This window comes from Ancylobacter radicis, from assembly GCF_018449475.1.
Classification (GTDB): domain Bacteria; phylum Pseudomonadota; class Alphaproteobacteria; order Rhizobiales; family Xanthobacteraceae; genus Ancylobacter; species Ancylobacter radicis.
Map to the genome: position 1 here is coordinate 563,415 of NZ_JAHCQH010000015.1, position 25,163 is coordinate 588,577.

Here is a 25,163-nt window from a genome sequence, read left to right on the forward strand (position 1 = left end):
CTACTCCGCCGCGATCCGGCCGGCGCCGGCCTCAAGAGGGAAGGTGCAGGTCACCAGCGTGCCGCCGCCGGGCGCCGGCGTCAGGGTGATGGTGCCGCCATGCAGCGCGACCAGCGAGCGCACGATCGACAGGCCGAGCCCCGCCCCGCGATGGCGCGTGCCGGCGGTGTGGCTCTCGAAACGGTCGAACACGCGCTCGGCGATTTCCGGCGAAATGCCCGGCCCGGCGTCGCGCACGCGGAACACCACCTCGCTGTCGCCGCGCTCGGCCGACAGCGTCACGGCGGAGCCCTCGGGGGCGAAGCCGACGGCATTGGAGAGCAGGTTATAGAGGATCTGCCGGACGCGCTTGGCGTCGGCGCGGAAGGTGCCGGAGGCGCTGCCGGGCTCGATGGCAAGGCGTATGCCGCCTTCGCCCAGCCGGTCGCGCACGCCCTCGGCAGCGGCGTCCATGGCGGCGCGGATATCCACCTCGGCGAGGTCCAGCGTCATCGCGCCGGCGTCGATGGTGGCGAGGTCGAGAATGTCGTTGATGATCGCCAGCAGTGCCGCGCTGGAGTCCGTGATGTGGCTCACATAGGCGCGCTGGCGGGTATTGAGCGGGCCGATGCCGGTGTCGTCGAGCAATTGGGCGAAGCCGATGATCGTGGTCAGCGGCGAGCGCAGCTCATAGGACACATGGCTGACAAAGGTGCTCTTGAGGTGGTCGGCCGCCACCAGCGCCTCGTTGCGCTCCACCAGCGCCCGCTCGACATTCACGCTGTCGGTCACATTGCGCAGCGTGATCAGCGTGCCGCCATCGGGCAGCGGCTGGGTCGAGCCGTCGAGAATGGCGCCGTCCGTGCGCTCCATGCGGAACTCGGTCGGGATGCGGGCCTCGATGCCGGTGACGGCGGCGCGCAGGCGACCCCAGACATCGGCATCCCCGGCAAGCGGGCGGCAGGCCTCGGCCACCTTGTCGATATGCGGATGGGCGGCGAGCAGCGCGGCGTCGAGCGCCCACAGCCGGGCGAAGGCGGAATTGCTCAGCCCGAGGCGCCCATCGCTGCCGAACACCGCGACCGCCTCGGCCAGCGCGTCCAGCGTCTCGCTCTGGATGCGGATCAGCGCGTTGTAGCGGCTCTCCAGCGCGAGGCGTTCGGTCACCTCGTCGAACAGATAGGTGATGCCGCCTTCCGGGTTCGGCGCGGTGACGACGCGCAGCGTGCGCCCGCCCGGCAGATGCCACCAGTGCTCGCGCGGCTCGATGGCGCGGTAGGCGGCGTGAAGCTCCTCGCGCCACAGCCGGAAATCCGCCTGCTCGGGCAGGCGGCGGGCGGCGCGCAGACGGTCGAGCACCGCCGTGTCGGTCGGCCGGTCGTCGAGGAAGCCGGGGTCCAGTTCGAACAGGCTGGCATAGGCGGCGTTGTGGAAGACCAATCGCTGGTCGGCGCCGAAGATGGCGACCGCCGTGGCGAGTTGGTCGAGGGTGCGCCGGTGGGCGCTCACCACATGGGCAAGCTCGGTGCGCACGCTCTCGGCCTCGGTCGCGTCGAGCGCGATGCCGGCAAGACCGGCCGGGGTGCCGACTTCCAGCACGTCGAGCAGGCGCCGCTTGCCGGCCACCACCACCGGCATCCGGGCGGAAAAGGCGCTGCCGGCGGCCCGCGCCTGCGCCGCCTGGGCGCGGCCCTGCTGGTCGATGAGATTGAGCCCGCGCAGGGCCGCGTCCTGCCCGTCGCGCGCCTCCACCGCATGGGCATAGGCCGCGTTCGCCCAGCGAAGCTGCCCGTCGGCGCTGCCGAGCCAGGCCGGAGCGGGCAGCGCATCGAGCAGCCGGCGCAGCGCCGCCGTCTCGGCGTCGAGGCCGCGATAGGCCTCGGTGAGCCGGGCATGGTCGAGCCGCACGCCGGTAATGTCGCGCAGGCGCAGGATCACCGCCGAGCCGACCGGGCGGCCATCGGCCTCAATATGCCGGCCATCCTGCGCGGCGAGGGTCAGCGTCAGCGGCATGCCGGAGGCGCGCAGCCGGTCGACGCCGGCCTCCAGTTCGCGCGCCGAGGCGGGGGCGAGCCAGGCGCCATAGGCGAGGATGCGGGTCGGCGCGGCGACGCCGGTAAAGGCCGGGGTGTTGCCGATGATCTCCGGGTCGGCGGCGGGATCGCGCCAGACCACGACGATCTGCGGCTCGGCCATGAGCAGCGCCCGCCCCTCCTCGATCCGCGCCTCAAGCCGCGAAATCTCGCCAAAGGCGAATTGCTCGCGCTCGGCGGTGAGCCGGCGGAAGCGCACATGGACGATGGCGGTGGTGGTGGCGAAGGCGATCAGGCCCAGCACCAGAGCGAGCGCGATCAGCGCGTCCGGCTGCTGGGCGGCGATGGCGGCCAGCAGATCGGAAAAGGCATCCGGCGCGCTCGGCCCGGTCTGCGCCAGCGCGCCGGCGGGCAGCGCCACCAGCAGCAGGGCAACGAGGCGGCGGGCGAGTCGTGGGGCAAGGCGGGGCGCCATATCGGGCTCAGGCTGCCGGCGGCGGACGGGCCAAAGGCGCGAGACGAGGCCACGCGCCGGGGGCGGCGTCGCTCCCTGCTGGTCCATGGCCTGGTCATTGCCGGCCGGCTGCGCCATCCGCGCCCGTCCCCCTTGCCGACTGTCGCTTGCCCGGTCTGCCGCGCCATCGCGCGACCGAATCACCGAGACTGTACCCAAGCGTGAGTCGCACTAGAAGGGCGGCGACCAAAACGGGTCGCCGCATCTGGGGATGGCGACCGCTCAGAGGCCCTCGAACAGCGGCGTGGAGAGGTAACGCTCGGCGAAGGAGGGGATGATGACGACGATGGTCTTGCCCTCCATCTCCGGCCGCGCGCCCACTTCCAGCGCCGCGGCCAGCGCCGCGCCAGAGGAAATGCCGACCGGAATGCCCTCCAGCCGGGCGACGGCGCGGGCGGTCTCGAAGGCGGTCTGGTTGCCCACCGTCACCACCTCGTCGATCACCGAGCGGTCGAGCACGTCCGGCACGAAACCGGCGCCGATGCCCTGGATCTTGTGCGGGCCGGGCTGGCCGCCGGAAAGCACCGGGCTGTCTTCCGGCTCCACCGCGACCATGCGCAGGCTCGGCTTGCGCGGCTTCAGCACCTGGCCGAGGCCGGTGATGGTGCCGCCCGTGCCGACACCGGAAATCACCACATCGACCGCGCCGTCGGTGTCGTTCCAGATCTCCTCGGCCGTGGTGCGGCGGTGGACCGCCGGATTGGCCGGGTTGCGGAACTGCTGGGGGATGATGGCGTCGGGCAGTTCCTTGACCAGTTCCTCGGCCTTGGCCACGGCGCCGCGCATGCCCTGCGCCGCCGGGGTGAGCACGAGTTCGGCGCCGAGCAGGGCCAGCATCTTGCGGCGCTCCACCGACATCGATTCGGGCATGACGAGGATCAGCCGGTAGCCATGGGCGGCGGCGACGAAGGCCAGCGCGATACCGGTATTGCCCGAGGTCGGCTCGACCAGCACCGTGCCGGCGCGGATGAGGCCCGCCTCTTCCAGTGCCTGGATCATCGACACACCGATGCGGTCCTTGACCGAGCCGAGCGGGTTGAAGAATTCGAGCTTGGCGAGGATGCGCGCCTTCACCCCGCGCTCGGCCGGCAGCCGGTTGAGCTGCACCAGCGGGGTATCGCCAATGGTCTCGGTGATCGAGCTGTAGACCCGGCCACGGCCCGCCTTGGCGGCGGGAGCGGATGAAGTGACGGCGGCCTCGGCCATGAACGCCTCCTGCAAACGGGAGAGCCGGGAACCGGCCTTCACCCCGTAACGTTGCCTGTCGCGGGCACGCCGAGGGGCGCCCCGTCCTTGGAGGCTATCGCTAGCTTATTCACGACGTAATGTCGAGGATGCAATTAATAAACAGAATTATATGGTGAAATCTATGCCTTCGGGCATGCCCTTGCGCAGCGTGTCCTGCGCGGCGGCGCGGCAGAGATCTTCCACCGTCACCCCGTCCAGCGCCGCCTCGAAGGCACGCTCGGCTTCCGCGACGGCGGGCTGGACGATGTCGCGCACGATGGCGGGAGACGTCTCCATCGCCTCGTCGGCTTCCGCCTCGACCACGCGCACCACTTCCGCGACGCTGATGCGCCGGCGCTCGCGGGCCAGCTCATAGCCGCCGCGCGGGCCGCGCACGCCCTTCAGCACGCCGGCATGGACCAGCGCCTGAAGCACCGGTTCGAGATGGCGGGGCGGCAGATCGTGCCGGGCGGCCAGCGCCTTGGCGGCGACCGGCATGCCGCGCGCATGCAGCGCGACGTCGACGACCGCGGCAATGGCGAGCAGGCTCTTGTCGGACAGGCGCGGCATGGCTCTCGTCGGTTGGACAGGCGGCAGGCGACAGGGCGGAAGGCACTGGCGGTAAAGGCTCGGCAGACCTTGGCTAACCCGATATCGCCGCCGCGTCGAGACCCGTCGAGCCGAATCCACCGCTACCGCGTGTTGTTTCGTCCAAATTCCCGACTTCGACCAGATGAACCCGCGTCACCGGCGCCACCACCATCTGGGCGATGCGCTGGCCGCGCTCCAGCACCACCGGCGCCTCGCCCAGATTGACCAGCAGCACCTTCACCTCGCCGCGATAATCGGCATCCACCGTGCCCGGCGCGTTGAGCACCGTGACGCCCTGCTTCAGCGCGAGGCCGGAGCGCGGGCGCACCTGCGCCTCGAAGCCCGCCGGCAGGGCGATGGCAAGGCCGGTCGGCACGGCGGCGCGGGCGAGCGGGGCGAGCGTCAGCGCCTCGCCTTCCGGCAGCGCGCAGATCAGATCGAACCCGGCCGCGCCCGCCGTGGCATAGGCGGGCAGCGGCAGGCCCCGGCCATGGGGCAGCACCTGAACGCGCAGGTCGAGCGTGGCGGTCATGATGAGGTCTCCGATCCGAGAAAGGCGGCGATGCGGGCCACCAGCCGCTCGGCCACCTGCGTCTTCGAGGCCACCGGCCAGGGTTCCACGCCCTCGGCGCTGATGAGATGCACCGCGTTGCGATCGCCCCCCATCACCCCGCCCTCGATGCCGCTCTGGGCCGACACGTCATTGGCGACGATCCAGTCGCAGCCCTTGCGGGCGCGCTTGGCGGTGGCATAAGCGACAACATTCTGCGTCTCCGCCGCAAAGCCGACGACAAGGCGCGGGCGCCCCTCGGTGCGCTGGGCGACGCCGGCGAGAATGTCGGGATTCTCGGTGAGGGCGAGCGCCGGGAGCGCGCCGCCGTCCTTCTTCATCTTCTCGCCCGCCTCGCTCGCCACCCGCCAGTCGGCCACCGCCGCGGCGAAGATCGCGGCATCGGCGGGCAGCGCGCCGTCCACCGCCGCCTGCATCTGCCGGGCGGTCTCGACGTGATGGACGGTGACGCCGACCGGATCGGGCAGGTTCACCGGGCCGGAAACCAGCGTCACCCGCGCCCCGGCCTTGGCGGCGGCGGCGGCGATGGCGTGGCCCTGCTTGCCGGAGGAGCGGTTGGCGATGTAGCGCACCGGGTCGATCGGCTCATGGGTCGGGCCGGAGGTGACGAGCACATGCCGGCCGGCGAGCGGCCCCGGCACGGACGGCGCCAGCAGCGCCTGCGCCGCCGCGACGATCTCCAGCGGCTCGGCCATGCGCCCCGCGCCCGCCTCGCCGCGCTCGGCCATCGCGCCTTCATTGGGGCCGACAAAATGGATGCCGTCGGCCCGAAGCTGGCCGACATTGCGTGATGTGGCCGGGTTCGCCCACATCAGCGGGTTCATCGCGGGGGCGACGAGGATCGGCCGGTTGCTCGCCAGCAGCACGGCGCTGGCGAGATCATCAGCCAGGCCATGCGCCATCTTCGCCATCAGGTCGGCGGTAGCGGGGGCGACGATGAGAAGGTCCGCCTCGCGCGAGAGCCGGATATGGCCGATATCCTGCTCCGCCTCGCGGTCGAACAGCTCGGTGAACACGCGGCCATGGGCCAGCGCGCCGGCGGCGAGCGGGGTGACGAAATGCTGCGCGGCCGCCGTCATCACCACCCGCACCGCCGCGCCGCGCTCCTTGAGGCGGCGGATCAGGTCGAGGCTCTTATAGGCGGCGATGCCGCCGCCGATGATGAGAAGAACCGTCTTGCCTGCGAACATGATGCCCCCCGCGCCGGCTCACTGAAAGCGCCTATAGCGCGCCCGCGCCGTGCCGCACAGGGACAACATCCTCTGACAGGGCTTTGATTAAGACCGCCACGTTACGCGGCAACCATCATTCCGCAGGTCCGGCGCGCCGATCATCATGCGCCGATAGCCGGACGGCGGCATAGGCGCCAGCGAGCAGAAGGGCGGGAATGCCGACGAGAGCGTACCACTGGAGCCATGTCATGGCCTGAGCCTCCCGAGGATAATCCTCACCGCATAATGTAGGGCCGCTCCAGTCGAAAGCCAAACGACGCTGACGGCAATCGCAAAACCACCGCTGAACGGACCTGGCACGCCAAAGGTAAAGGCAACAAGCGGCGCAACCACGCCGGCTGCAATGGTGGCCGCCGCGATCGTGTTGACCAGTGTGGCGAGATACTTGGTTCGCTCATTGTGAACGAGACTCACGCGGCCGCCTCCCCACTCCCTCAGAACAGCAGGTGCACCGCCAGCAGCGCCGCGATGGCCCAGAGGCCGAAGGTCATCCAGCGATTGCCGCGCCCTTCCGCCCGGCCGATCGCCTCCATCGTCTCCGGCGCCAGCGCGATTCCCTCGCGGGTGGCGGCGTCGAGCTGGGTGGCGATGCGCTGGCCCTGGGCAATCAGGTCCGGCAGCGTCTGCAGCGAGCGGCCCAGCGCACCGAAGCCGTCCGCCACATCTTCCAGCCGCCCGGCCGGGCCGAGATTGCGCTCGATCCATGTGCGCACCACCGGTTCGGCGGTCTGCCACATGTCGAGCTGCGGATCGAGATTGCGGGCGACGCCCTCGACCACCACCATGGTCTTCTGCAGCAGCAGCAGCTCGGGCCGGGTCTTCATGTCGAACAGCGCCGTCACCTCGAACAGCAGGGTGAGCAGCTTGGCCATGGAGATTTCGCTGGCGCGGCGCGAATGGATCGGCTCGCCAATGGCGCGGATCGCCTGCGCGAAATCCTCGACCGAATGATGCGGCGGCACATAGCCGGCCTCGAAATGCACCTGCGCGGTGCGCAGCCAGTTGCGGGTGATGAAGCCATAGAGGATTTCGGCCAGGAAGCGCCGCTCCTTCTGGCCGAGCCGCCCCATAATGCCGCAATCCACCGCCACCAGCCGGCCCTGCGGATCGACGAACAGATTCCCCGGATGCATGTCTGCGTGGAAGAAGCCGTCGCGCAGCGCGTGGCGCAGGAAGGACTGCATGACGATGCGGCCGAGCGCCGGCAGGTCGTGGCCGCTGGCGCGCAGCCCCTCCAGATCGTTCAGCTTGACGCCGTCGATCCATTCGGTGGTCAGCACCTCGCGCCCGGTGCGGTCCCAATCGACCGCCGGCACGCGGAAATCCTCTTCCGCTTCCGTGTTCTGGGCGAGTTCGGAGAGCGCGGCGGCTTCCAGCCGCAGATCCATCTCCATCGCCACCGAGCGCGCCAGCGTGTCGACAATCGCGACCAGCCGCAGGCGGCGGCCCTCCGGCGAGGTGCGCTCGCCAAGCCGGGCGGCCCGGTAGAAGGAGGACAGGTCCACCCGGAAGCGGCGCTGCACATCCGGGCGCAGCACCTTCACCGCAACCCGGCGCACCGTGCCATCGGCCTCGACTACCTCGCCCTGATGCACCTGGGCGATCGAGGCGGCAGCCAGCGGCGGGCCGAGCGTGGCATAGACCGCGCTCGCCGGCCGGTCGAAATTGCGCAGAATGGTCGCTTCCGCCACTTCCTGCGGGAAGGGCGGCATCCGGTCCTGAAGCAGTTCAAGGTCGCGCGCCAGCTGCGGGCCAACCACATCCGGCCGGGTGGCGAGGAACTGGCCGAGCTTCACATAGGAGGGGCCGAGCCGGGACAGCGCCGCGCCAAGCCGCTGGGCGCTGGAGGCCGGGCCGCGCCGCTCCACCAGCCGGGCGAGACGGAACAGCGGCTCGGAGCCGGGCGGCAGCAGGTCCGGGTCGATGCGCGAGAGCACGCCCTCGCGGGCCAGCACGAAGCCGGCATGGGCGAGGCGGAGCAAATCACCGAGGGGAGTGGCCACCGGCTCAGATCCGCACGCCGGCATGCAGGCAGACGATGCCGCCGGTCAGCGGCGTGAAGCCGACCCGCTTCAGCCCGGCCTCGCGCATCATCTGCGCGAACAGCTCGGGCGCGGGAAAGCGGCGGATCGATTCGACCAGGTACTGGTAGGATTCGGCGTCGCCGGTGACCATCTTGCCCATGCCGGGAATCAGCTTGAACGAATAGGTGTCGTAGATCGCGTCCAGCATGGGCACGTCGACGCGGGAGAATTCCAGCACAAAGCATTTGCCGCCGGGCTTCAGCACGCGACGCATCTCGGACAGCGCCTTGTCCATGCGCGGCACGTTGCGGATGCCGAAGGCGATGGTGGTGGCGTCGAAGGAGCGGTCAGCAAAGGGCAGCGATTCGGCGTTGGCCTCGACGAACTCCACCCGCTCGGCCAGGCCCAGCGACGCGGCGCGCTCGCGCCCGACGCCGAGCATGCCGCCATTGATGTCGGCGACCGTGGCCCGCGTGCCGGCCCCGCCCGCCTCGACGGTGCGGAACGAGACGTCACCCGTGCCGCCGGCAACATCGAGCAGCGCGAACGGGCGGTCGGATTTCGGCGGGCGCAGGCGCGAGACCAGCAGGTCCTTCCAGACCCGGTGCAGACCCATCGACATGAGGTCGTTCATCACGTCGTAGCGGCGCGCGACGGAGTGGAACACCTCGTCCACCATGCGCTGCTTCTCGCCCAGCGGCACGGTGCGGAAGCCGAAATGGGTCTCGGCGGCGCGTTCCGTCTCCACGCCCGCGCCGGCCTCCGCCTCGCTGCTCGCCGCTATGATGCCCGCCGCCATGTGCCGCTCCCGCGTCCTCGGTCAAAATCGCGCGGACCATAGCGGAGGGACCGGCCGGCTCCAAGCGCCGGGACGCGGCAGGAGCCATGCGCGGGAGAGGGGGCGCCGGAGAGGGGCGCGAAGCGGGCGGCGGCTCAGATCACCCGCACCAGCGCGCCGACCGGCACCCGCTCGTACAGGTCGACCACATCCTCGTTGCGCAGGCGGATGCAACCGGAGGAGACCGCCTGGCCGATCGTCTCCGGCTCATTGGTGCCGTGGATGCGGTAGAGCGTGTCGCCGAGATAGAGCGCGCGGGCGCCGAGCGGGTTGTCCGGTCCGCCCTGCATCATGCGCGGCAGATCCGGGCGGCGGGCGATCATCTCCGCCGGCGGCCGCCATTCCGGCCATTCGCGCTTGTTGGAGATGCGCTGCGTGCCGCTCCAGGCAAAGCCTTCCTTGCCGACGCCGATGCCGTAGCGCAGCGCCGTGCCGTCGCCCTGGATCAGATAGAGATAGCGCGCGCCGGTATCGACGATCACCGTGCCGACCGGATCGGAGCTGGTATAGCGCACCAGCCGGCGGTCGAATTTCGGATCGACGCCCTTGCCGCCGCTCGCCGTGCGATGGACCGGCAGCGGCGGGCCGTCCTCGTCGTAGTAATCCGCCTCGTCATAAGCATCGACCGCCGCCGCGCCGACCCCGGCCGGCGGCAGCGCGACATCGCGCCCCGCGCCCATGGCGGTGACCGTGATGGTGCCGCGCGGCGCCGCGCCGGACGTGCCCCGCGCCGAACCGGAGCCGCCCACCACGCGCGCCGAGCCGCCCGACGCATAACCGGTGCCGCCATAGCCGGCGCCGACATCCACGTTCGGGCGTGGGCCGCTATAGGCGCCGGCGGGCGGATAGACGCTTCCCGCGCCCGGCCGCCAGGTCGAGCCGCCGGACAGGCCGGAGGGCGCCCGCTGCGGCGCCGCGCGCCCGCTGGCCCGCTGGCCGGAATACAGATTGTAGGAGGAGACGAAGCCGTACATGCCGCTCTGCGCGCGCACCGGGCCGGCGCCGAACCCGGTCGCGACGATCAGCGTCAGAAACGCGCCGCCGGTGATCGCGCAGGCGCGCAGCGGCACGATGGGGCGGAGGAAGCACGAATCAGCGCGCATAGGAGGCAACCCGGCAGGGTGGAATGAACCACAGGTTGGTTCCCCATGGTTAATTTCCCGTTAGTGCCGCCTTACCGTCATGCGCGAGGGGCGTGCGCCGCCCGCCTCAGCTCATGAGGGCCGCCTCACGGGCAGCGCACATAGACCATGGTGCCGTAGCGCCCGGCGACTTCCGGGTCGAGCCACTTCATCACCAGCACCTGTCCGTCGAAGCGCAGCACCTCGCGGTCGGTCTCCGCGCCCGGCGGCTCGTCCGGCAGGCCGATATAGATCGGGCCGGGCAGCACCTGCTTGGAGACCACTTCGGAAGGCTGCGACTGGTCGGCCAGATACATCATGAAGCCGCCCGACGGGCCGGCATTGATGAGATAGGGCTGGCGGCAGCCCTGCCGGGCCTGCGCCTCGGTGCGCGCCGCATCCTCCGGCCGATGATAGGCGGCGAGCCCCCATTTGCCGATCACCTGCTGCGCCGTGATCGGCGAGGTGAAGCGCGGCATGGCCGGCTCCACCGGCTGGGGCGCGGTCTGGTTGGTGGCCGAACAGGCGGCGGTCAGCGCGGCGAGCGCCGTCAGCCCGGCCAGATTGACCAGGCGGCGGCGGGAGAGGTGGCTAGCGGGGAGGCGGGCAAGCTTCATCGACGACTCCGGGACGGACGGGTGCCGGGAAAGGGATCAAAGGTCCGGCAGAAGCCCATCGCATTCGATTCGAACACCAGCATAAGGATTGCGCTTTACGCGGAAAGGCCTTGCGAACATAGTCCGCCCGCGCCGCCGCGTCGAACCCTACCCGCATGCCCGCCCGACTTTTTACGGCGCCGGGGCCGGAGTGTCTTTCGTGACCACCTTTCTGATCCGTCCGGCTGGTGATGCCGACGGCGATTCCATCGCCGCGCTGATCGAATCGGCCTTCGCCGAATATGAGGGCTGCGTCTTTGACCGCGCCGCCGAATTCCCCGAACTCGACGCCATCGCCAGCCATTTCGCGGGGCGCGGCGGCATCATCTGGGTGGCGGAAGAAAAGGGCGCCGTGCTCGGCTCCATGGCCATCGCCCCGACCGGCGATGTGGATGCCCCCGCGGGCACGCTGGAGCTGTTCAAGGTCTATGTCGCCCGCGCCGCCCGCCGGCGCGGCATCGCCCGTGCGCTGTTCGAGACCGCCCGCGACCATGCCCATGCGCGCGGCGCGCCGGAGCTGCGGTTGTGGACCGACACGCGCTTCACCGATGCCCACCGCTTTTATGAACGCTGCGGCTTCGCCCTCCAGAGCAGCCCGCGCGAGGTGAAGGATCTGTCGGCGACCTGGGAATATCCCTATCGCCTCGCCCTCGCGGCGACCCCCTCCGATATCGCATCGCGCGCGGCGGGCTGATCCATGTTCCGCCGTCCCCTCCGGGCCGCCTTCGGGTCGGCCGGCTTCGGCCCCGCCATGGCCGCCATGTCCGGCATCGGCCTGCTCTCGATCATGGACGCCGTCATCAAGCACGTCTCGGCGGACCATTCGACGCCGCAGATCGCGTTGATGCGCTATGTCTGCGGCACGCTCATCGCCTTCGCGGTGTTCCGGGCCATGGGCACGCCATGGCCAAGCCGCGCCACGCTGCGCCCTCACATCTGGCGCTCCCTCGTGGTGGCGGCAACGGCGCTAACCTTCTTCTACGCGCTCGCCGTGCTGCCGCTCGCGGTGGTGCTGGCGCTCTCCTTCACCGCGCCGATCTTCATCGCCCTGTTCGCCGCCCTGCTGCTCGGCGAGCGGCCGGACCGGACCATCATCAGCGCCCTGGTGCTGGGCTTTGCCGGCGTGCTGGTGGTGCTCTGGCACGAGGTGGACGGCGCTGGCGCGGCCAATGCCTGGGGCCTCGCGGCGGCGCTCACCTCCGCCGTCACCTATGCGCTGTCCATGGTGGCGCTGAAAAGCCGCGCCGCGCATGACCCGCTGCCGACCATCGTGCTGCTGCAGAACCTGCTGCCCGGCTTCATCATCGCCCCGCTGGCGGCGACGAGCTGGACGGCGCCGGCCCCGGCCGAGTTCATCACCTTTTTCATCATCGGCGCGCTCGGCACCGGCGGGCATCTGCTGATGGCCTCGGCCTATAAAAGGGCGGAGGCGAGCCGGCTCGGCGTGTTCGAATACACCGCCTTCATCTGGGCGGTCGGCATCGGCTTCTTCGCCTTTGCCGAGGTGCCCTCGTTGAGCACGCTCGCCGGTGCCGCGCTCATTGTCGGCGGCGCGCTCATCGCCTCGCGGCGCGTGCCCCCGGCACCCGAGCCCGAGGTCGAGATCGGGCCGTGACCCGCGATCAGGGCTGGACGTGGGGCGGGCGGACGATACCTTGTCGCCAACATTTCCAGCGGGCGGGACAAAACATGATGCGCGGCAGCACCCTGGTTCGAGCGGCCCTGATCGGCACGGCTCTCGCCCTCGCCCTCCTCCCGGCACGGGCGGCGGAACCGATCCGCATCGGCGAGCTCAACAGCTACAAGGCGCAGCCGGCCTTCCTGGAGCCCTATCGCAAGGGCATGGAGCTGGCGGTCAACCAGATCAACGCCGCCGGCGGCATTGCCGGGCGGCCGCTCGAACTCATCACCCGCGACGATGGCGGCAATCCCGGCGACGCGGTGCGCGTGGCCGAGGAACTGGTCACCCGCGAGAAGGTGGACGCGCTGACCGGCACCTTCCTGTCCCATGTCGGGCTGGCGGTCGCCGGCTATGCCGCCAAGCGGCAGGTGTTCTTCCTCGCCGCCGAGCCGCTGACCGACAAGATCACCTGGTCGGACGGCAACCGCTACACGTTCCGCCTGCGCGCCTCGACCTATATGCAGGTCGCCATGCTGATGCCGGAGGCGGCGGCCGCCAAGCGCAAACGCTGGGCCATCGTCTATCCGAATTACGAATACGGCCAGTCCGCCGCCGCCACCTTCAAGAAGCTGCTCAGCGCCGCCCAGCCGGATGTCGAGTTCGTCGCCGAACAGGCCACCCCGCTCGGCAAGCTCGATGCCGGCCCGGTGGTGCAGGCGATCGCCGATGCCAAGCCCGATGCGGTGTTCAACGTGCTGTTCGGGCCGGATCTCGCCAAATTCGTGCGCGAGGCCAATACCCGCGCGGCGCTGGAGGGCGTGTTCGTGGTCAGCCTGCTGTCGGGCGAGCCGGAATATCTCGACCCGCTGAAGGCCGAGGCGCCGGTCGGCTGGGTGGTAACCGGCTATCCCTGGTACGACATCGTCCTTCCCGCGCACAAAGCCTTCCTCGACGCCTATCAGGGGGCCTATGGCGAGCCGCCGCGCCTCGGCTCGGTGGTCGGCTATGCCACCATCCGCTCGCTCGCCGCCGGCTTCACGAAAGCCAGCGCCGCTGGCGGCATCGACGCCGAACGCATGATCGCGGCCTTCAAGGGGCTGGAGGTGACCGGGCCGTTCGGGCCGTTCATCTACCGCGCCAGCGACCATCAGGCGACCATGGGCGCCTTTGTCGGCACCACGGCGGTCAAGCATGGCATGGGCGTGATGACCGGCGCGCGCTATGTCGACGGGGCCAGCGTGCTGCCGTCTGACGCCGAGGTGAAGGCGCTGCGCCCCGCCGCCGACTGACGATCCATCGACAGACGATCCGCCGACCGCGCGCCCGGGAACCCGCCATCATGTCCTTCGAGGCGTTCGCCGCCGACTGGCCGCTGGTCCCCGCCCTCGCCTTCCAGGCGATCAACGGGTTCGCCTCGGCCTCCACCCTGTTCCTGGTCGCCGCCGGCCTGTCGATCATCTTCGGCGTGACCCGCATCGTGAACATGGCGCACGGCTCCTTCTACATGCTGGGGCTGTACGTCGCGGTCACGCTCGCCCCGCTGGTGCCGGGGCCGCTCGGCTATTGGGGCGCGGTGCTGGCGGCGGCGCTGGTGATGGGGCTGCTGGGGGCGCTGGTCGAGATCACCGTGCTGCGGCGGATCTACCGCGCGCCCGAGCTCTACCAGCTGCTCGCCACCTTCGCCCTGCTGCTCGTCATCAACGACGCGGCGCTCTATTTCTGGGGACCGGAGGACATTCTCGGGCCCCGCGCGCCGGGGCTCACCGGCTCGGTCGCGCTACTCGGCCGCCGCCTGCCGGAATACGACATCCTGCTCGCTCTCATCGGCCCCATTGTCCTGACTGTCCTCCACATCGTACTGACCCGCACCCGCTTCGGACGCCTCATCCGGGCGGCGACGCAGGACCGGGAAATGGTCGCGGTGCTCGGCATCAACGAGGCGCTGCTGTTCACCGCCGTGTTCGCGCTGGGCGCCGCCATCGCCGGTTTCGGCGGTGCTCTGCAGATGGCCCGCGAACCCGCCAACCTGTTGATAGACCTCGGTGTTCTCGGTGACGCCTTCGTCGTCGTGGTGGTCGGCGGCATGGGCTCGATCCGCGGCGCCTACCTCGCCGCCGTGCTGGTGGCGCAGGTCAAGGCGCTGTGCACGGCGCTCGGCATCATTGAGATCGCCGGTATTTCCTTCAACATGAGCAAGCTCACGCTGGTGGCGGAATTCCTGGTGATGGCCGTAGTACTTATCCTGCGCCCGCACGGCCTGTTCGGCCGCCCGATACCGCCCGCACATCATCGCGGCAGCGTCGAAGCGCCCCTGCGGCCGCTCACCACAACAGGAAAATTCTCCTTTATCGTCATCATTCTAGGCCTTGCCGCGCTGCCCTTCCTCGGCGCTGCTTTCAGCTACGCGCCGGTGCTGGCGCTCGATGTGCTGATCGCCGCCCTGTTCGCCGCCTCGCTGCATTTCCTGATGGGGCCGGGCGGTCTGGCCTCGTTCGGCCACGCCGCCTCGTTCGGGCTCGGCGCCTATGGCACCGCCTTTGCCGCCACCAGCTTAGGCCTTGATACGATTACAGCTTTTGCCTTCGGCATCGCCGTCGCGGCCTTGGGAGCGGCCCTGCTCGGCAGCGTGGCGGTGCGTCTGGAGGGGGTGTATTTCGCCATGCTGACGCTCGCCTTCGCGCAGATCGTCTGGTCGGTTGTCTATCAGTGGGAGGATGTTACCGGCGGCTCGAACGGGCTGTTCGGCCTCTGGCCCGACCCGCCCTTTGACAGCCGCACCGGGCTCTATCTGGCGGCGCTCGCGGTCACCGTGGCGGGCGTCATGCTCTTGCGTTACCTCGCCTTTTCGCCCTTCGGCTACGGTCTGCGGGCAGCCCGCGATTCGGCTATGCGGGCGGAGGCCTCGGGCATTCCCGTGGCCCGCCTGCGCTGGCTCGCCTTCATTGTCGCCGGCACGCTGGGCGGCGCCGCCGGCGGGCTGTTCGCCTTCGCCAAGGGCTCGATCTCGCCGGAGGCGATCTCGGTCGGGCGCTCCATCGACGGTCTTGTCATGGTGCTGCTCGGCGGCGTGCAGAGCCTTGCCGGACCGCTGCTCGGCGCCGGCACGCTCACCGTGCTGCAGGACACGGTGATGCGCGAGACGGATTACTGGCGCGCCCTGCTCGGCGGCCTCATCCTGCTGGTCGTGTTCGCCTTTCCCGGCGGAATCGCCGGCGGCCTCGCCCTGCTGGCACGCCGCGGAGCCGGGCGATGAGCGTGCTGGCGGTCGAGGCGCTCTCCAAATCCTATGGCGGCGTGCAGGCACTGGACGGGGTGAGTTTTTCGGTCAGCGCGGGCGAACTGCTCGCCCTGATCGGCCCCAATGGCGCCGGCAAATCCACCTGCTTCAACATCGTCAACGGGCAGATCCGCGCCGATTCCGGCCGCGTCCGGCTCAATGGGCGCGACGTCACCGGCGCCTCGCCCCGCCGCATGGCACTGGAAGGCGTGGGCCGCAGCTTCCAGGTCGCGCAGGTCTTCGGCTCCATGACGGTGCGCGAGAACGTGCAGACCGCGCTGCTCGCCGCCCGCCACCGGCTGCTCGGCTTCCTGCGGCCGGCAGCGACGCTGCTGCGCGCGGAGGCCGAGGCGCTGCTGGAGCAGACCCGCATGGCCGCCCGCGCGGACGAGCCCGCCGCGGCGCTGGCCTATGGCGATGTGAAGCGGCTCGAACTCGCCATGGCACTCGCCACCGCGCCGCGCCTTCTGCTGATGGATGAACCGACCGCCGGCATGGGCGTCGAGGAGCGCCTCGCCCTCATGGCATTGGTGCGCGACCTCGCCCGCACCAATGGGCTCGCCGTGTTGTTTACCGAACATTCGATGGATGTCGTCTTCGGCCATGCCGACCGGGTGATCGTGCTCGCGCGCGGCCGGCTCATCGCCGACGGCACGCCGCAGCAGGTGCGCGCCGATCCCAAGGTCGCGGACATCTATCTCGGCCGCCGGGGAGGCGCCGAATGAGCCGGCCGATGCTGGAGATCGAAGGGCTCGACGCCTGGTATGGCGCGGCGCGCATCCTGTTCGACCTGTCGCTCACCGTGGCGCGCGGCGAGGCGGTGGCGCTGATCGGCCCGAACGGCGCCGGCAAGACCACGACGATGAAGGCCATCATGGGTCTGGTGCGCCGACACGCGCGGCGCCTCAGCATCGACGGACAGGACGTTGCCACGCTTGCAACCTTCCGCATCGCGAGACTTGGAGTCGGCTACGTACCTGAGGACCGCCGCATCTTCACCGACCTCACCGTGGCGGAAAATCTCGCCCTTGCGCGGCGCCCGGCCCGTGCGGGCGCGCCGGCCTGGGACGAGGCGGCCCTCTTCGCGCTGTTCCCCAACCTCGCCGGCATGCTCGACCGGCCGGGCGGACAGATGTCCGGCGGCGAACAGCAGATGCTCGCCCTCGCGCGCGCGCTGGTCGGCAACCCCGCCCTGCTGCTGCTCGACGAGCCCTCGGAAGGAGTTGCGCCAATCATTGTTGAACAAATGATCGAGACCATTAGATCAATGAAGGCGCGGGGATTGTCGATCCTCATTTCCGAGCAGAACATCGACCTGTGCAATGCCATCTGCGACCGCACTTATGAGATCGAGCACGGCGCGTTGCGTCCCGGCGGGCTTGTGGAGAAAAACTCTTCACGCCCTCAGAATGAATAAACTTTGTGCAGCGTGGGATAATTTAACGATGTTCGGCTTCGATGATTTGCGAGCCGGCTCAATCATGCTCTGATATTCCCCACCAGCGAGGGGGCAGAGTGATGGCGGGTCGACGCCGTTCCAACGACACGACCGGCACTACCTCGGACGAGTCGTATCGGCTGAGCGAGCAGATCGGCTTTATCCTGCGCGTCGCCAGCCAGCGCCACACGGCCCTGTTCGCCGCCGACATGATCGAGGGGCTGACGCCGCCGCAATTCGCCGCGCTGGCCAAGCTGCTCGAAGTCGGCCCCTGCTCGCAGAACCGGCTCGGCCGCCTCATCTTTCTCGATGCCGCCACCATCAAGGGCGTGGTGGATCGGCTGATCGGCCGCGGCTTCGTGCTGACGGCGGAGGATCCGCTGGACAAAAGGCGACGGGCCGTCGGGTTGACCGAGCGCGGCCATGCCGTGACCCAGGCGGCGATCACGGCGGCCAGCCGGATCAACGAACGCACGCTGGAACCGCTAAGCAGCGAAGAACGCTCGCATCTGCTCGATTTGCTGAAGAAGCTGACCTGATCTAATCGCCGCGCGGGGCGAAGTCGGCCAGCCGTCCGGCATAGGGCTTGACGCGCGGCGCGGCGTAGGGCCCCAGCTTGGAGGTGGCGAGCCCCGTGCGCACCAGCCCCTCCGCCAGCGTCACCGCGCTCGCCACACCGTCGATCACCGGCACGCCGTGCTGGACGGAAAGCGAGCGGGCGAGGTCCGCCATGCCCGCGCAGCCGAGCACGATGGCCTCGGCCTTGTCCGCGCGGATGGCGCGGCCGATCTCGTCGGAGATGCGCCCCCGCGCATCGCTGGCCGGATCTTCCAGTTCCAGCACCGCCACATCCGAGGCGCGGATGGCGCAGCAGCGCGCCAGCAGGCCGTAGCGCGCCAGATTGGCCTCGATCACCGGAACCGAGCGCGCGAGCGTCGTCACCACCGCGAAGCGATGGGCGATCAGGCTGGCGAGATGAAAACCCGCCTCGCCGATGCCGACCACCGGCGCCCGCGCCAGCGTGCGCGCCGCATCAAGCCCGGTATCGTCGAAACAGGCGATGATATGGGCGTCCACCGGACCGCCGATCCCGCCCACCCCCTGCTTGCCCGTCCCCTGCTCGGCGGCGGCGATGGCGGCGAGCAGACCCGGCAGCGCCAGCGCGTCGTCATAGAAGCCCTCGATCGAGGCGGGTCCCATGGACGACGTCACCGCCACGATCTGCGTGCCGGGGCTTGCGACCATGCGCGCGGCGGCAGCGGCCTTCTCGGTCATCGAGGCGGTGGTATTGGGATTGATCAGATGGATGCGCAAGGCAGAGCGGTCCGTCGCTGGAGGATTGCCCGCTTCTAGCATGGAGGCTGGCTGGGGCGGGAGGATTCGAACCTCCGCATGGGGGAATCAAAATCCCCTGCCTTACCGCTTGGCGACGCCCCATCAGCCGGCTAGCGCGGCGCGGACATAGCCACAGGATGGCGCGGCTTTCAACCGTCCCCCCGTCCGCGTCATCCACAGGCTGGGCATGATCCACCATTTCGCGGCCGACTGCCCTTGCTACCCTGCTCATTCGCATGCTAGAGGCTCGCGCCGCGGCGGAGTGTAGCGCAGTCTGGTAGCGCACCTCGTTCGGGACGAGGGGGTCGCAGGTTCAAATCCTGCCACTCCGACCACTATTTCCCGAGATCCATCCCTGACCATCCGGTCTTCCCCGCGCGCCTCCGGGCGAGCCGGGGCGGGGTTGACGTTACGTCTCGAAAAAGCCGGGACGGCTCGCCACATAGGGCGAATGAACCTTCCTTCCGCCTTCTCCCCTCTCCCCTGCCCCGATGACGCGACCGGCCAGCCGCGACGCGTCGGCGTCGAGGTCGAGTTCACCGGCCTGTCCGAGCGCCGGGCGGCCGGCGTGCTGGCGGGGCATCTCGGCGGGCGGGTGGAGGAGGAAGACCCGTTCGCTTTCCACCTCGTCGGCTCCGCGCTCGGGCGGATCAGCATCGAGCGCGATCTGCGTCACATCCATCCCCATCGCCCCTACCGCCATCCCGCCCCATGGCTGCGCCCGCCGGTCTCCACGCTGGTCGGCGCCTGCCTGGGCGCAATCGTGCCGCGCGAGATGGTGACGGAACCGCTGCCGCGCGAGGCCCTCCCGCAGGTGGACGCGGTTCTGGACGCGCTGCGGACGGCGGGTGCGCGCGGCGATGGGGCGACGCTAGCCGGCTCGCTGGGCCTGCATCTCAACATCGCGCCGCCCGATCACCGCGTGGAGACGCTGCTGGCGCTGCTGCGCGCCTATCTGTTGCGGGAGGAGGCGTTGCGGGCGGACATACTGCGCGGCGCTCTCGTGCGCTTCCATGCGCCCGAGCCGTTCCCGGCGGCTTATCGCCGGCAGGTGCTCGACCCGTCCTACGCGCCCGATCTCGGCGGGCTGTGCGAGGATTATCTGGCGGCCAATCCGACCCGCAAGCGCGGGCTCGATCTCCTGCCGCTGTTCCTGGAGCTTCTGGGCGACCGGGTCGCGCCGCGCATCACCGACAAGGTGAAGCCCCGGCCCGTGCTGCATTACCGGCTGCCGGTCGCCCATGTCGGGGTGGCCGGCTGGAGCCTGGCCGCCGACTGGAACCGCTGGGTCGCCGTGGAGCGTCTGGCAGGGGACGCGCCCGCCCTCGCCCGAGAGGGGGCACGGGCGGCGTTGAGGGTCGCGGACGGGCCTGAGCCCTGACAGGCCCGGAAGGGCCTCAGCCGGCCTGCACGGCCCGCAGATGGCCCATTGTGCGGCGCGGGGTCGTCTCGCTCAGGCACCGCTCGGCGAGCACCTGAAGGGAGGCGGCGGCGCGGCGGCGCGGCGGCGGCTGCTCAGATTCTCGTGCAGCAGCCGGGCACTTTCCACGCGCCCGCTCTGGCGCAGCCAGCCGATCACCGTGGCGTAGCGCGTCGCGCTGTAGGCGGCGACCGCCTCGACCGCGCCGATGATGGCAGTGTCGAGAACATGGTAGCTGTCGATCTCGTCATTGAGTTCGTCGGCGCTGATGAAAATGCCGTCGATCGCCGGGCTCTCGACCACGCAGGGCGCCGCACCCTGCAGGCGGAACACCTCGTCGACCCGCGCCATATAGGCTTCCGAAGCCTCGACCCAATTCTGCATCTCATTCTGCAGGCGTTCGTCAGAGAGCTTGCCGGCGAGGTGCGGCAAGGCCCGCTGGATGCGCCGCTCGGTGTAGCGCAGCTCACCGAGCGATTGCAGAAGGAGGTCGTCGAGCGACTTGATGTCTTTCGTGAGCAAACCCATCGCGCCTCTCCCAATGCGTTGATTGGCAGGACGAAACGCCTGCAATCCGGGTAACGCGAAGGGTTCGGCGAGGTTCCAGGGTTGCGCGACGGCCTCAGGCCGGGCGGAAGGTGCCGTCCTTGTTCAGCATCTCCAGCACTCCGGTGGCCACCGCGAAATAAGCCCCGTGCAGCACCAGCTTGCCGTCGTCGAGCCGCTCCCGGACCCAGGGGAATGTTTCCAGATTGCGCAGCGAGAGCTTCACGCACTGGTGTTCGAGAATGCGGCGCTGCTCCTCCGGGTCCTGCGAGAGCTGCAGCGCGATGTCCCGCGCGGGCGTGGCGATGCGGATCCAGTCCGGCAGGAAGTCCTGCGCGGCGTCCGGCGCGCCGTCGATCAGGGCGCCGGCACCGCCGCACAGCGCGTGGCCCATGACGACGATCTCCGAGACCTCCAGCACCCGCACCGCGAATTCGATCGCCGCGCTGGTGCCGTGGTGATGATGGTCCGGGGTCGAGTAGGGCGGCACGATATTGGCGACGTTGCGGACCACGAACAGCTCGCCGGGGCCGGCATCGAAGATCATGCTGGGATCGACGCGGCTGTCGGAGCAGGCGATCACCAGCGTCTGCGGCCGCTGCCCGCGCGCCGCCAGCTTTTCGAACAGGGCCTTGCGCTCCGGCCAGGAGGTTGCGCGAAACCGCCGATAGCCGTCGACCAGCTGATCCATCTCATATCCCTCGCTCATGCACGCCGCCTGCGCTCCATAATCGCGCCCGTGACCGGTGGCAATGCTGCCGCAGCGGCCGGCTCGACAGCGCCGGATCGCTCGGCTACTCCGGGGCGCCCGCCGACGCCGATCCCGGCGGCGGTGGCACCGGCAGGGGACAGACGCTCATGGCCGAGGACATCCCTTTCGACCGCGCCTTCGATGCGGTCGCCGGCGTGGCCGACGAGGTCGCGCCGGGCGTGCGGCGCGTGCTGGCGCCCAATGCCGGACCGTTCACCTTCACCGGCACCTGCAGCTATATCGTCGGGCGCGGCGAGGTCGCGATCATCGATCCCGGCCCGGACGATCCCGCCCATGTCGAGGCTCTCATGGCGGCGGTGGCCGGAGAGACCGTCACCCATGTGATCCTCACCCATACCCACCGCGACCATAGCGGCGCTCTGGAGCCGATCGTCGCGCGTACCGGCGCGGCGACCTATGGCGAGGGACCGCACCGGGCGGCGCGGGCGCTGCATAGTGGCGAGGTCAACGCGCTCGACGCCGCCGCCGACCGGGCTTTTCTGCCGGATGTGGCGCTGGCCGATGGCGCGCGCATCAAGGGGCGGGACTGGGCGCTCACCGCGCTCGCCACGCCCGGCCATACCGCCAACCACATGGCCTTCGTGCTGGAGGGCGCCGGGCTGATCTTCGTCGGCGATCATGTGATGGCGTGGTCCACCTCCATCGTCGCCCCGCCGGATGGCTCGATGAGCGACTACATGGAGTCGCTGCGCCGGCTCGGGGAACGGGCGGAAACGCTCTATCTGCCCGGTCATGGCGGCCCGGTGCGCGACGGCCATGCCTTTGTCGGGCGCTATATCCGGCACCGCCAGGCGCGGGAGGGGGCGATCCTGCGTGCGCTCTCCCGCGGGCCGATGCCGATCCCGGAGATCGTGCGGACGATCTATATCGGGCTCGACCCGCGCCTGTTCGGCGCCGCCGGCCTGTCCACGCTGGCGCATCTGGAGGATCTGGTCGGGCGCGGGCAGGTGCTGACCGACGGGCCAGTGGCGCTGGACGGCGTGTTCCAGCTCGCCTGACGCGACCGGAAGCGGCGAGTCAACGGCGGGGCGGATTCAGCGCCGGGGGCGGCCCTGCGCCTCGGCGAGTTCGGTCAGGAGCTGGTCGATGCGGCGGGCATTGGAGCCGAAATCGCGGTCGCCATTGCGCGAGACCGAGCGCATGTCGACCGTGGTGCCCTCGGCGGTGCGGCGCAGGCGGATGACGATGTCGTCGCGCAGGCCGAATGGCAGGCTGCGCGCCACCGCCTCGATGCGCCCCTCGCGCTGCCCGCCGCGCGGCGGCACGGCGTCGACCACCAGCCATTTGTGCCGGGTCACCAGTCCCATCACGGCTTTATAGATATCGTCCGGCGGCACGTCGAAGGTGATCGACTTGATGCCGGGATAGGCGTCGCGCTGTTCGGCGGCGGCCATCGCGCCGGGATAGGCGAGCGGATTGGCGGCCCGCGAGCGCACCACGCCGAGCGTCTGGAATTCCGGCGGGTCCTGCGCGTCGGTGGTGATGTCGTGCAGCACCGGCAGGCCCACGCTGAGCGCCGCCACGGTGGCCGTGGGCGCGAGCAGCAGGAGCGCCAGCGCCGCCGCGCCAATCACCCGGCCGAGCCCGCGCAGCCCCTCGTTCCAGATCACCACGAAACCGGCCAGAGCCAGCAGCAAAGCCAGCCCCGACAGGCTGACGCCCGCCAGCACGGCATAGACGGCGCTGCGAAAATCGAGCGTCTCGGTCGCGTAAAGCAGCAGCGCGATGGCGGTCACGGGCAGCGCGAACACCGCCGCGCGCAGGCTCCACACCGCGAGCCGCGAGACACGTTCCTCGACATAGAGCCGGCGGCGGATCATCCCGGCCCCCTCACGCCGGCGCGAACATCAGGTCGGCGAGATGCTCGACCGAATCGACCACGAGATCGGCCTCGTTGGCGAAGTCGTCGACCGGCTGCGGCCCGCAGCGCACGAGGATCGCCTGCGCCCCCGCCGCCTTGGCGGTGTCGAGATCGTGCCGGGTATCGCCGACGAGGGCGATTTCGCTGGGCTTCAGGCCGGTGAGCTTGCTGAAGGCCTCCACCATGCCGGGCGCCGGCTTCGAGCCATAGCCCGAATCATGGCCGTAGATGGCGCTCAGCAGCGGCATCAGGCCGAGCATGTCCGCCTGAATGCGCGCATTGGCCTCGCCGTCATTGGTGGCGATGCCCAGCGGTAGGCCGAGCCGTTGGAAGCGCGCCAGAGCCTGCGCCGGATGGCCCAGCGGGGTGAGGTGGCGCCGGCCATGATCCACGAACAGCCGGTCGACTTCGCGGAAGAAGGCAATATCCGCCGCCCGCCCCAGCACCTTTGCCCAGGCCGGCCCGTATTGCCGGGAGGAGCCGGCGATCAGCGGCGAGGTCTGGAGGAAGCGGCGCTCGCCGGGAACATAATGGCTGACCGCGTGCAGCGCCTCCAGCGCGCGCACATCGGAACCGGCCAGATCCGCCATCACGGCACCGGCGGCCGGTCCCCAGGTGAGGTCGAAATCGACCAGGGTACCGTCCTTGTCGAACAGAATGGCGCGTGGGGCGTTCACTAGGGGTCGTCCTCCGGACGAACAGAACAGAGAGGCGCCTGATAGCATGGAATTCCACCGGCTCCCAAGGTACGGGTCGCGGCCTGCACTGGCGCTCGCCCTCCTCCTTCTGGCGGCACCTGCCGCAGCCGAACCGCTCGCCGAGATCGGCAGCGGCTTCGACGAGGCCGGCCGGGCGCTGAACCGGCAGATCGGCGATTGGGTCGGCTCGCCCAAACCCGCCCGCCGCGCCTCCCCACGGCGCCCCATGCCGGCCACCGCGCCCCTGCCGATGCCGCGCCCGAGCGACACCGCCGCCCCCGCCCCGGTGGCGGGAGAGGACACGGCGGTGACGGCGGCGCCGGCTCCTCCCGTCAGCCAAACGCCCGCTCCCCCGCCGACCCCGTCGACATCCGAAACCCCGGCCGAGCCGGCGCCCCCCGATGTCGCGGCGGCGCCCCTGCCGGCGGGCCCGGCGCGGGCGGAGATGAAGCCCTCCCCTCTGGAAAAGCGCGCCGCCCTGCGAGCCGTGCCCATGCCCGCTCCACGCCCGGATAGGGCGCCGGATGGGGCGTCGGGTGACGCGCCGGACGACGCACAGGCGGCACAGCCCGCCCCACCGCCCGCCGCCGCGCCGGAGATGAAGACCGCCGCCCTGCCCCCTCCCACCGCGCCCCTGCCCCCATCGGAGCCCGCCCCCGCCGCCGTGCCGACCATCTGCCCGGAACTGTCCGCCGAAAATCTCGGCGAGTTCACGCCCATGGTCGTGACCGCCACGCAGGCCGCCTGCGCGGTGGATCGCGGGGTAAGCCTGTCGGCGGTGCGCATGAAGGATGGCCGGCTGGTGACGCTGGAGCCCGCCGCCGTGCTCCGCTGCGAGATGGCCGCCTCGGTCGCGCACTGGCTGCGCGAGCAGGTGGAGCCGGCCGCCGCCACGCTCGGCGCGCCGCTGAAGACGGTGCTGGTCGCCGCCTCGCAGCAATGCCGGCCGCGCAACCGCGTGGCGGGCGCCAAGATCAGCGAGCATGGACGCGGCAACGCGATCGACCTGCGCGGCATTGTCCTCGCCGATGGCAAGCGGGTCGTCATCGGCACGCCGTCATCGGGGCGCGAGGAGGCCATGCCACTCGCGTTTCAGGAACGGCTCAAGGCCAGCGCCTGCGCCGACTTCACCACCATTCTCGGCCCGGGATCGGACGGCTATCACGAGCAGCATCTGCATCTCGACCGCGCGGTGCGGCGCAGCGGCGCGGTGCTCTGCCGCTGGGCGACCGCCGAGCGGCCGAAAACGCCGGCCACCCCACCCAAGCCGCCGGCGCGCCCGGCTGAAGCACCCGATGAGCCGGAGGAGCCGGTGGGAGACGCACCGGCCGCGACAGAAAACCCGCCCGCGCCGTGAGTTTTTCGCGCCCTCCGCTGCGTCATGCTGCGAAGGGCGCCCTTTCGGGCGG

25 protein-coding genes and 2 tRNA genes are annotated in these 25,163 nt (G+C 70.3%); 11 read left to right on the top strand and 16 right to left on the bottom strand.

The annotated features are described in order from the left end of the window. From KIP89_RS08570 to KIP89_RS08615, 10 genes are all read right to left on the bottom strand, one after another. Window positions 1-2,604, bottom strand: coding sequence for a sensor histidine kinase (locus KIP89_RS08570; protein WP_250152283.1), 2,604 nt, complete (start codon window positions 2,602-2,604; stop codon window positions 1-3). A 144-nt stretch (window positions 2,605-2,748) separates the two neighbouring features. Next, window positions 2,749-3,732, bottom strand: a complete 984-nt coding sequence (gene cysK / locus KIP89_RS08575) for a cysteine synthase A (protein ID WP_250152284.1) — start codon at window positions 3,730-3,732, stop codon at window positions 2,749-2,751. Between the two features lie 147 nt (window positions 3,733-3,879). Then, window positions 3,880-4,323, bottom strand: coding sequence for an RrF2 family transcriptional regulator (locus KIP89_RS08580; RefSeq protein WP_213754957.1), 444 nt, complete (start codon window positions 4,321-4,323; stop codon window positions 3,880-3,882). Window positions 4,324-4,396: 73 nt separating this feature from the next. Next, window positions 4,397-4,876 carry a dUTP diphosphatase gene (dut, locus tag KIP89_RS08585; protein ID WP_213754958.1) on the bottom strand — a complete coding sequence of 160 codons (480 nt, stop codon included), beginning with the start codon at window positions 4,874-4,876 and terminating at the stop codon, window positions 4,397-4,399. Continuing rightward, entirely contained in the window at window positions 4,873-6,105 is a 1,233-nt protein-coding gene (gene coaBC, locus KIP89_RS08590) for a bifunctional phosphopantothenoylcysteine decarboxylase/phosphopantothenate--cysteine ligase CoaBC (protein ID WP_213754959.1), read from the bottom strand. The genes dut and coaBC overlap by 4 nt, the downstream gene beginning before the upstream one ends. A gap of 228 nt (window positions 6,106-6,333) precedes the next feature. Then, window positions 6,334-6,561 (bottom strand): hypothetical protein, encoded by a 228-nt coding sequence (locus KIP89_RS08595; protein WP_213754960.1) that lies wholly within the window; start codon window positions 6,559-6,561, stop codon window positions 6,334-6,336. Between the two features lie 20 nt (window positions 6,562-6,581). Further along, complete coding sequence (ubiB, locus tag KIP89_RS08600) at window positions 6,582-8,150, bottom strand: 2-polyprenylphenol 6-hydroxylase (protein ID WP_369807087.1); 1,569 nt, start codon at window positions 8,148-8,150, stop codon at window positions 6,582-6,584. Between the two features lie 4 nt (window positions 8,151-8,154). After that, on the bottom strand, window positions 8,155-8,970 hold the full coding sequence (gene ubiE, locus KIP89_RS08605) for a bifunctional demethylmenaquinone methyltransferase/2-methoxy-6-polyprenyl-1,4-benzoquinol methylase UbiE (protein WP_213754962.1): 816 nt from the start codon (window positions 8,968-8,970) through the stop codon (window positions 8,155-8,157). Between the two features lie 134 nt (window positions 8,971-9,104). Continuing rightward, window positions 9,105-10,112, bottom strand: a complete 1,008-nt coding sequence (locus KIP89_RS19755) for a L,D-transpeptidase (protein ID WP_250152285.1) — start codon at window positions 10,110-10,112, stop codon at window positions 9,105-9,107. A 125-nt stretch (window positions 10,113-10,237) separates the two neighbouring features. After that, on the bottom strand, window positions 10,238-10,747 hold the full coding sequence (locus KIP89_RS08615; RefSeq protein ID WP_213754963.1) for a hypothetical protein: 510 nt from the start codon (window positions 10,745-10,747) through the stop codon (window positions 10,238-10,240). A 199-nt stretch (window positions 10,748-10,946) separates the two neighbouring features. Here KIP89_RS08615 and KIP89_RS08620 point away from each other — a divergent pair, with 199 nt between their 5' ends. From KIP89_RS08620 to KIP89_RS08650, 7 genes are all read left to right on the top strand, one after another. After that, window positions 10,947-11,480, top strand: a complete 534-nt coding sequence (locus KIP89_RS08620; RefSeq protein WP_213754964.1) for a GNAT family N-acetyltransferase — start codon at window positions 10,947-10,949, stop codon at window positions 11,478-11,480. A gap of 3 nt (window positions 11,481-11,483) precedes the next feature. Beyond that, on the top strand, window positions 11,484-12,401 hold the full coding sequence (locus tag KIP89_RS08625; protein WP_213754965.1) for a DMT family transporter: 918 nt from the start codon (window positions 11,484-11,486) through the stop codon (window positions 12,399-12,401). A 77-nt stretch (window positions 12,402-12,478) separates the two neighbouring features. Beyond that, entirely contained in the window at window positions 12,479-13,696 is a 1,218-nt protein-coding gene (locus tag KIP89_RS08630; RefSeq protein WP_213755459.1) for an ABC transporter substrate-binding protein, read from the top strand. 50 nt (window positions 13,697-13,746) lie between these two features. Then, window positions 13,747-15,660: an ABC transporter permease gene (locus KIP89_RS08635; RefSeq protein ID WP_213754966.1), complete on the top strand. Its 1,914-nt coding sequence runs from the start codon at window positions 13,747-13,749 to the stop codon at window positions 15,658-15,660. Further along, window positions 15,657-16,409, top strand: coding sequence for an ABC transporter ATP-binding protein (locus KIP89_RS08640; protein ID WP_213754967.1), 753 nt, complete (start codon window positions 15,657-15,659; stop codon window positions 16,407-16,409). Before KIP89_RS08635 ends, KIP89_RS08640 begins: the two co-directional genes overlap by 4 nt. Further along, window positions 16,406-17,101 (top strand): ABC transporter ATP-binding protein, encoded by a 696-nt coding sequence (locus tag KIP89_RS08645; protein WP_213754968.1) that lies wholly within the window; start codon window positions 16,406-16,408, stop codon window positions 17,099-17,101. The genes KIP89_RS08640 and KIP89_RS08645 overlap by 4 nt, the downstream gene beginning before the upstream one ends. Window positions 17,102-17,202: 101 nt before the next feature. After that, a complete protein-coding gene (locus tag KIP89_RS08650; protein WP_213754969.1) occupies window positions 17,203-17,661 on the top strand; it encodes a MarR family winged helix-turn-helix transcriptional regulator in 459 nt (152 codons plus the stop codon). Window position 17,662: 1 nt separating this feature from the next. Here KIP89_RS08650 and KIP89_RS08655 read toward each other — a convergent pair whose 3' ends face one another. Next, a complete protein-coding gene (locus KIP89_RS08655; protein WP_213754970.1) occupies window positions 17,663-18,436 on the bottom strand; it encodes an aspartate/glutamate racemase family protein in 774 nt (257 codons plus the stop codon). A 48-nt stretch (window positions 18,437-18,484) separates the two neighbouring features. After that, window positions 18,485-18,559 (bottom strand) — tRNA-Gln (locus KIP89_RS08660). A 156-nt stretch (window positions 18,560-18,715) separates the two neighbouring features. On the opposite strand from KIP89_RS08660, the gene KIP89_RS08665 reads away from it, so the two are divergent. Further along, a tRNA-Pro gene (locus KIP89_RS08665) sits at window positions 18,716-18,792 on the top strand. A gap of 116 nt (window positions 18,793-18,908) precedes the next feature. Continuing rightward, window positions 18,909-19,838 carry an amidoligase family protein gene (locus KIP89_RS08670; protein ID WP_213754971.1) on the top strand — a complete coding sequence of 310 codons (930 nt, stop codon included), beginning with the start codon at window positions 18,909-18,911 and terminating at the stop codon, window positions 19,836-19,838. A 72-nt stretch (window positions 19,839-19,910) separates the two neighbouring features. Here KIP89_RS08670 and KIP89_RS08675 read toward each other — a convergent pair whose 3' ends face one another. Both KIP89_RS08675 and KIP89_RS08680 read right to left on the bottom strand, forming a co-directional pair. Further along, entirely contained in the window at window positions 19,911-20,405 is a 495-nt protein-coding gene (locus tag KIP89_RS08675; protein ID WP_213754972.1) for a YciE/YciF ferroxidase family protein, read from the bottom strand. A gap of 94 nt (window positions 20,406-20,499) precedes the next feature. Then, the gene (locus KIP89_RS08680; RefSeq protein WP_369807088.1) at window positions 20,500-21,132 is read right to left on the bottom strand and encodes a carbonic anhydrase; all 633 of its coding nucleotides are present in this window, start codon (window positions 21,130-21,132) and stop codon (window positions 20,500-20,502) included. A gap of 149 nt (window positions 21,133-21,281) precedes the next feature. Between KIP89_RS08680 and KIP89_RS08685 the strand changes: the two genes are divergently transcribed. After that, window positions 21,282-22,193: an MBL fold metallo-hydrolase gene (locus KIP89_RS08685; RefSeq protein ID WP_213754973.1), complete on the top strand. Its 912-nt coding sequence runs from the start codon at window positions 21,282-21,284 to the stop codon at window positions 22,191-22,193. A 36-nt stretch (window positions 22,194-22,229) separates the two neighbouring features. Here the strand turns inward: KIP89_RS08685 and KIP89_RS08690 are convergent, their stop codons facing one another. Further along, window positions 22,230-23,015 (bottom strand): DUF1499 domain-containing protein, encoded by a 786-nt coding sequence (locus tag KIP89_RS08690; RefSeq protein WP_213754974.1) that lies wholly within the window; start codon window positions 23,013-23,015, stop codon window positions 22,230-22,232. A gap of 10 nt (window positions 23,016-23,025) precedes the next feature. Next, window positions 23,026-23,733 (bottom strand): HAD family hydrolase, encoded by a 708-nt coding sequence (locus tag KIP89_RS08695; protein WP_213754975.1) that lies wholly within the window; start codon window positions 23,731-23,733, stop codon window positions 23,026-23,028. Between the two features lie 46 nt (window positions 23,734-23,779). On the opposite strand from KIP89_RS08695, the gene KIP89_RS08700 reads away from it, so the two are divergent. After that, the gene (locus tag KIP89_RS08700) at window positions 23,780-25,111 is read left to right on the top strand and encodes an extensin family protein (protein WP_213754976.1); all 1,332 of its coding nucleotides are present in this window, start codon (window positions 23,780-23,782) and stop codon (window positions 25,109-25,111) included. The last annotated feature ends 52 nt before the right edge of the window (window positions 25,112-25,163 follow it).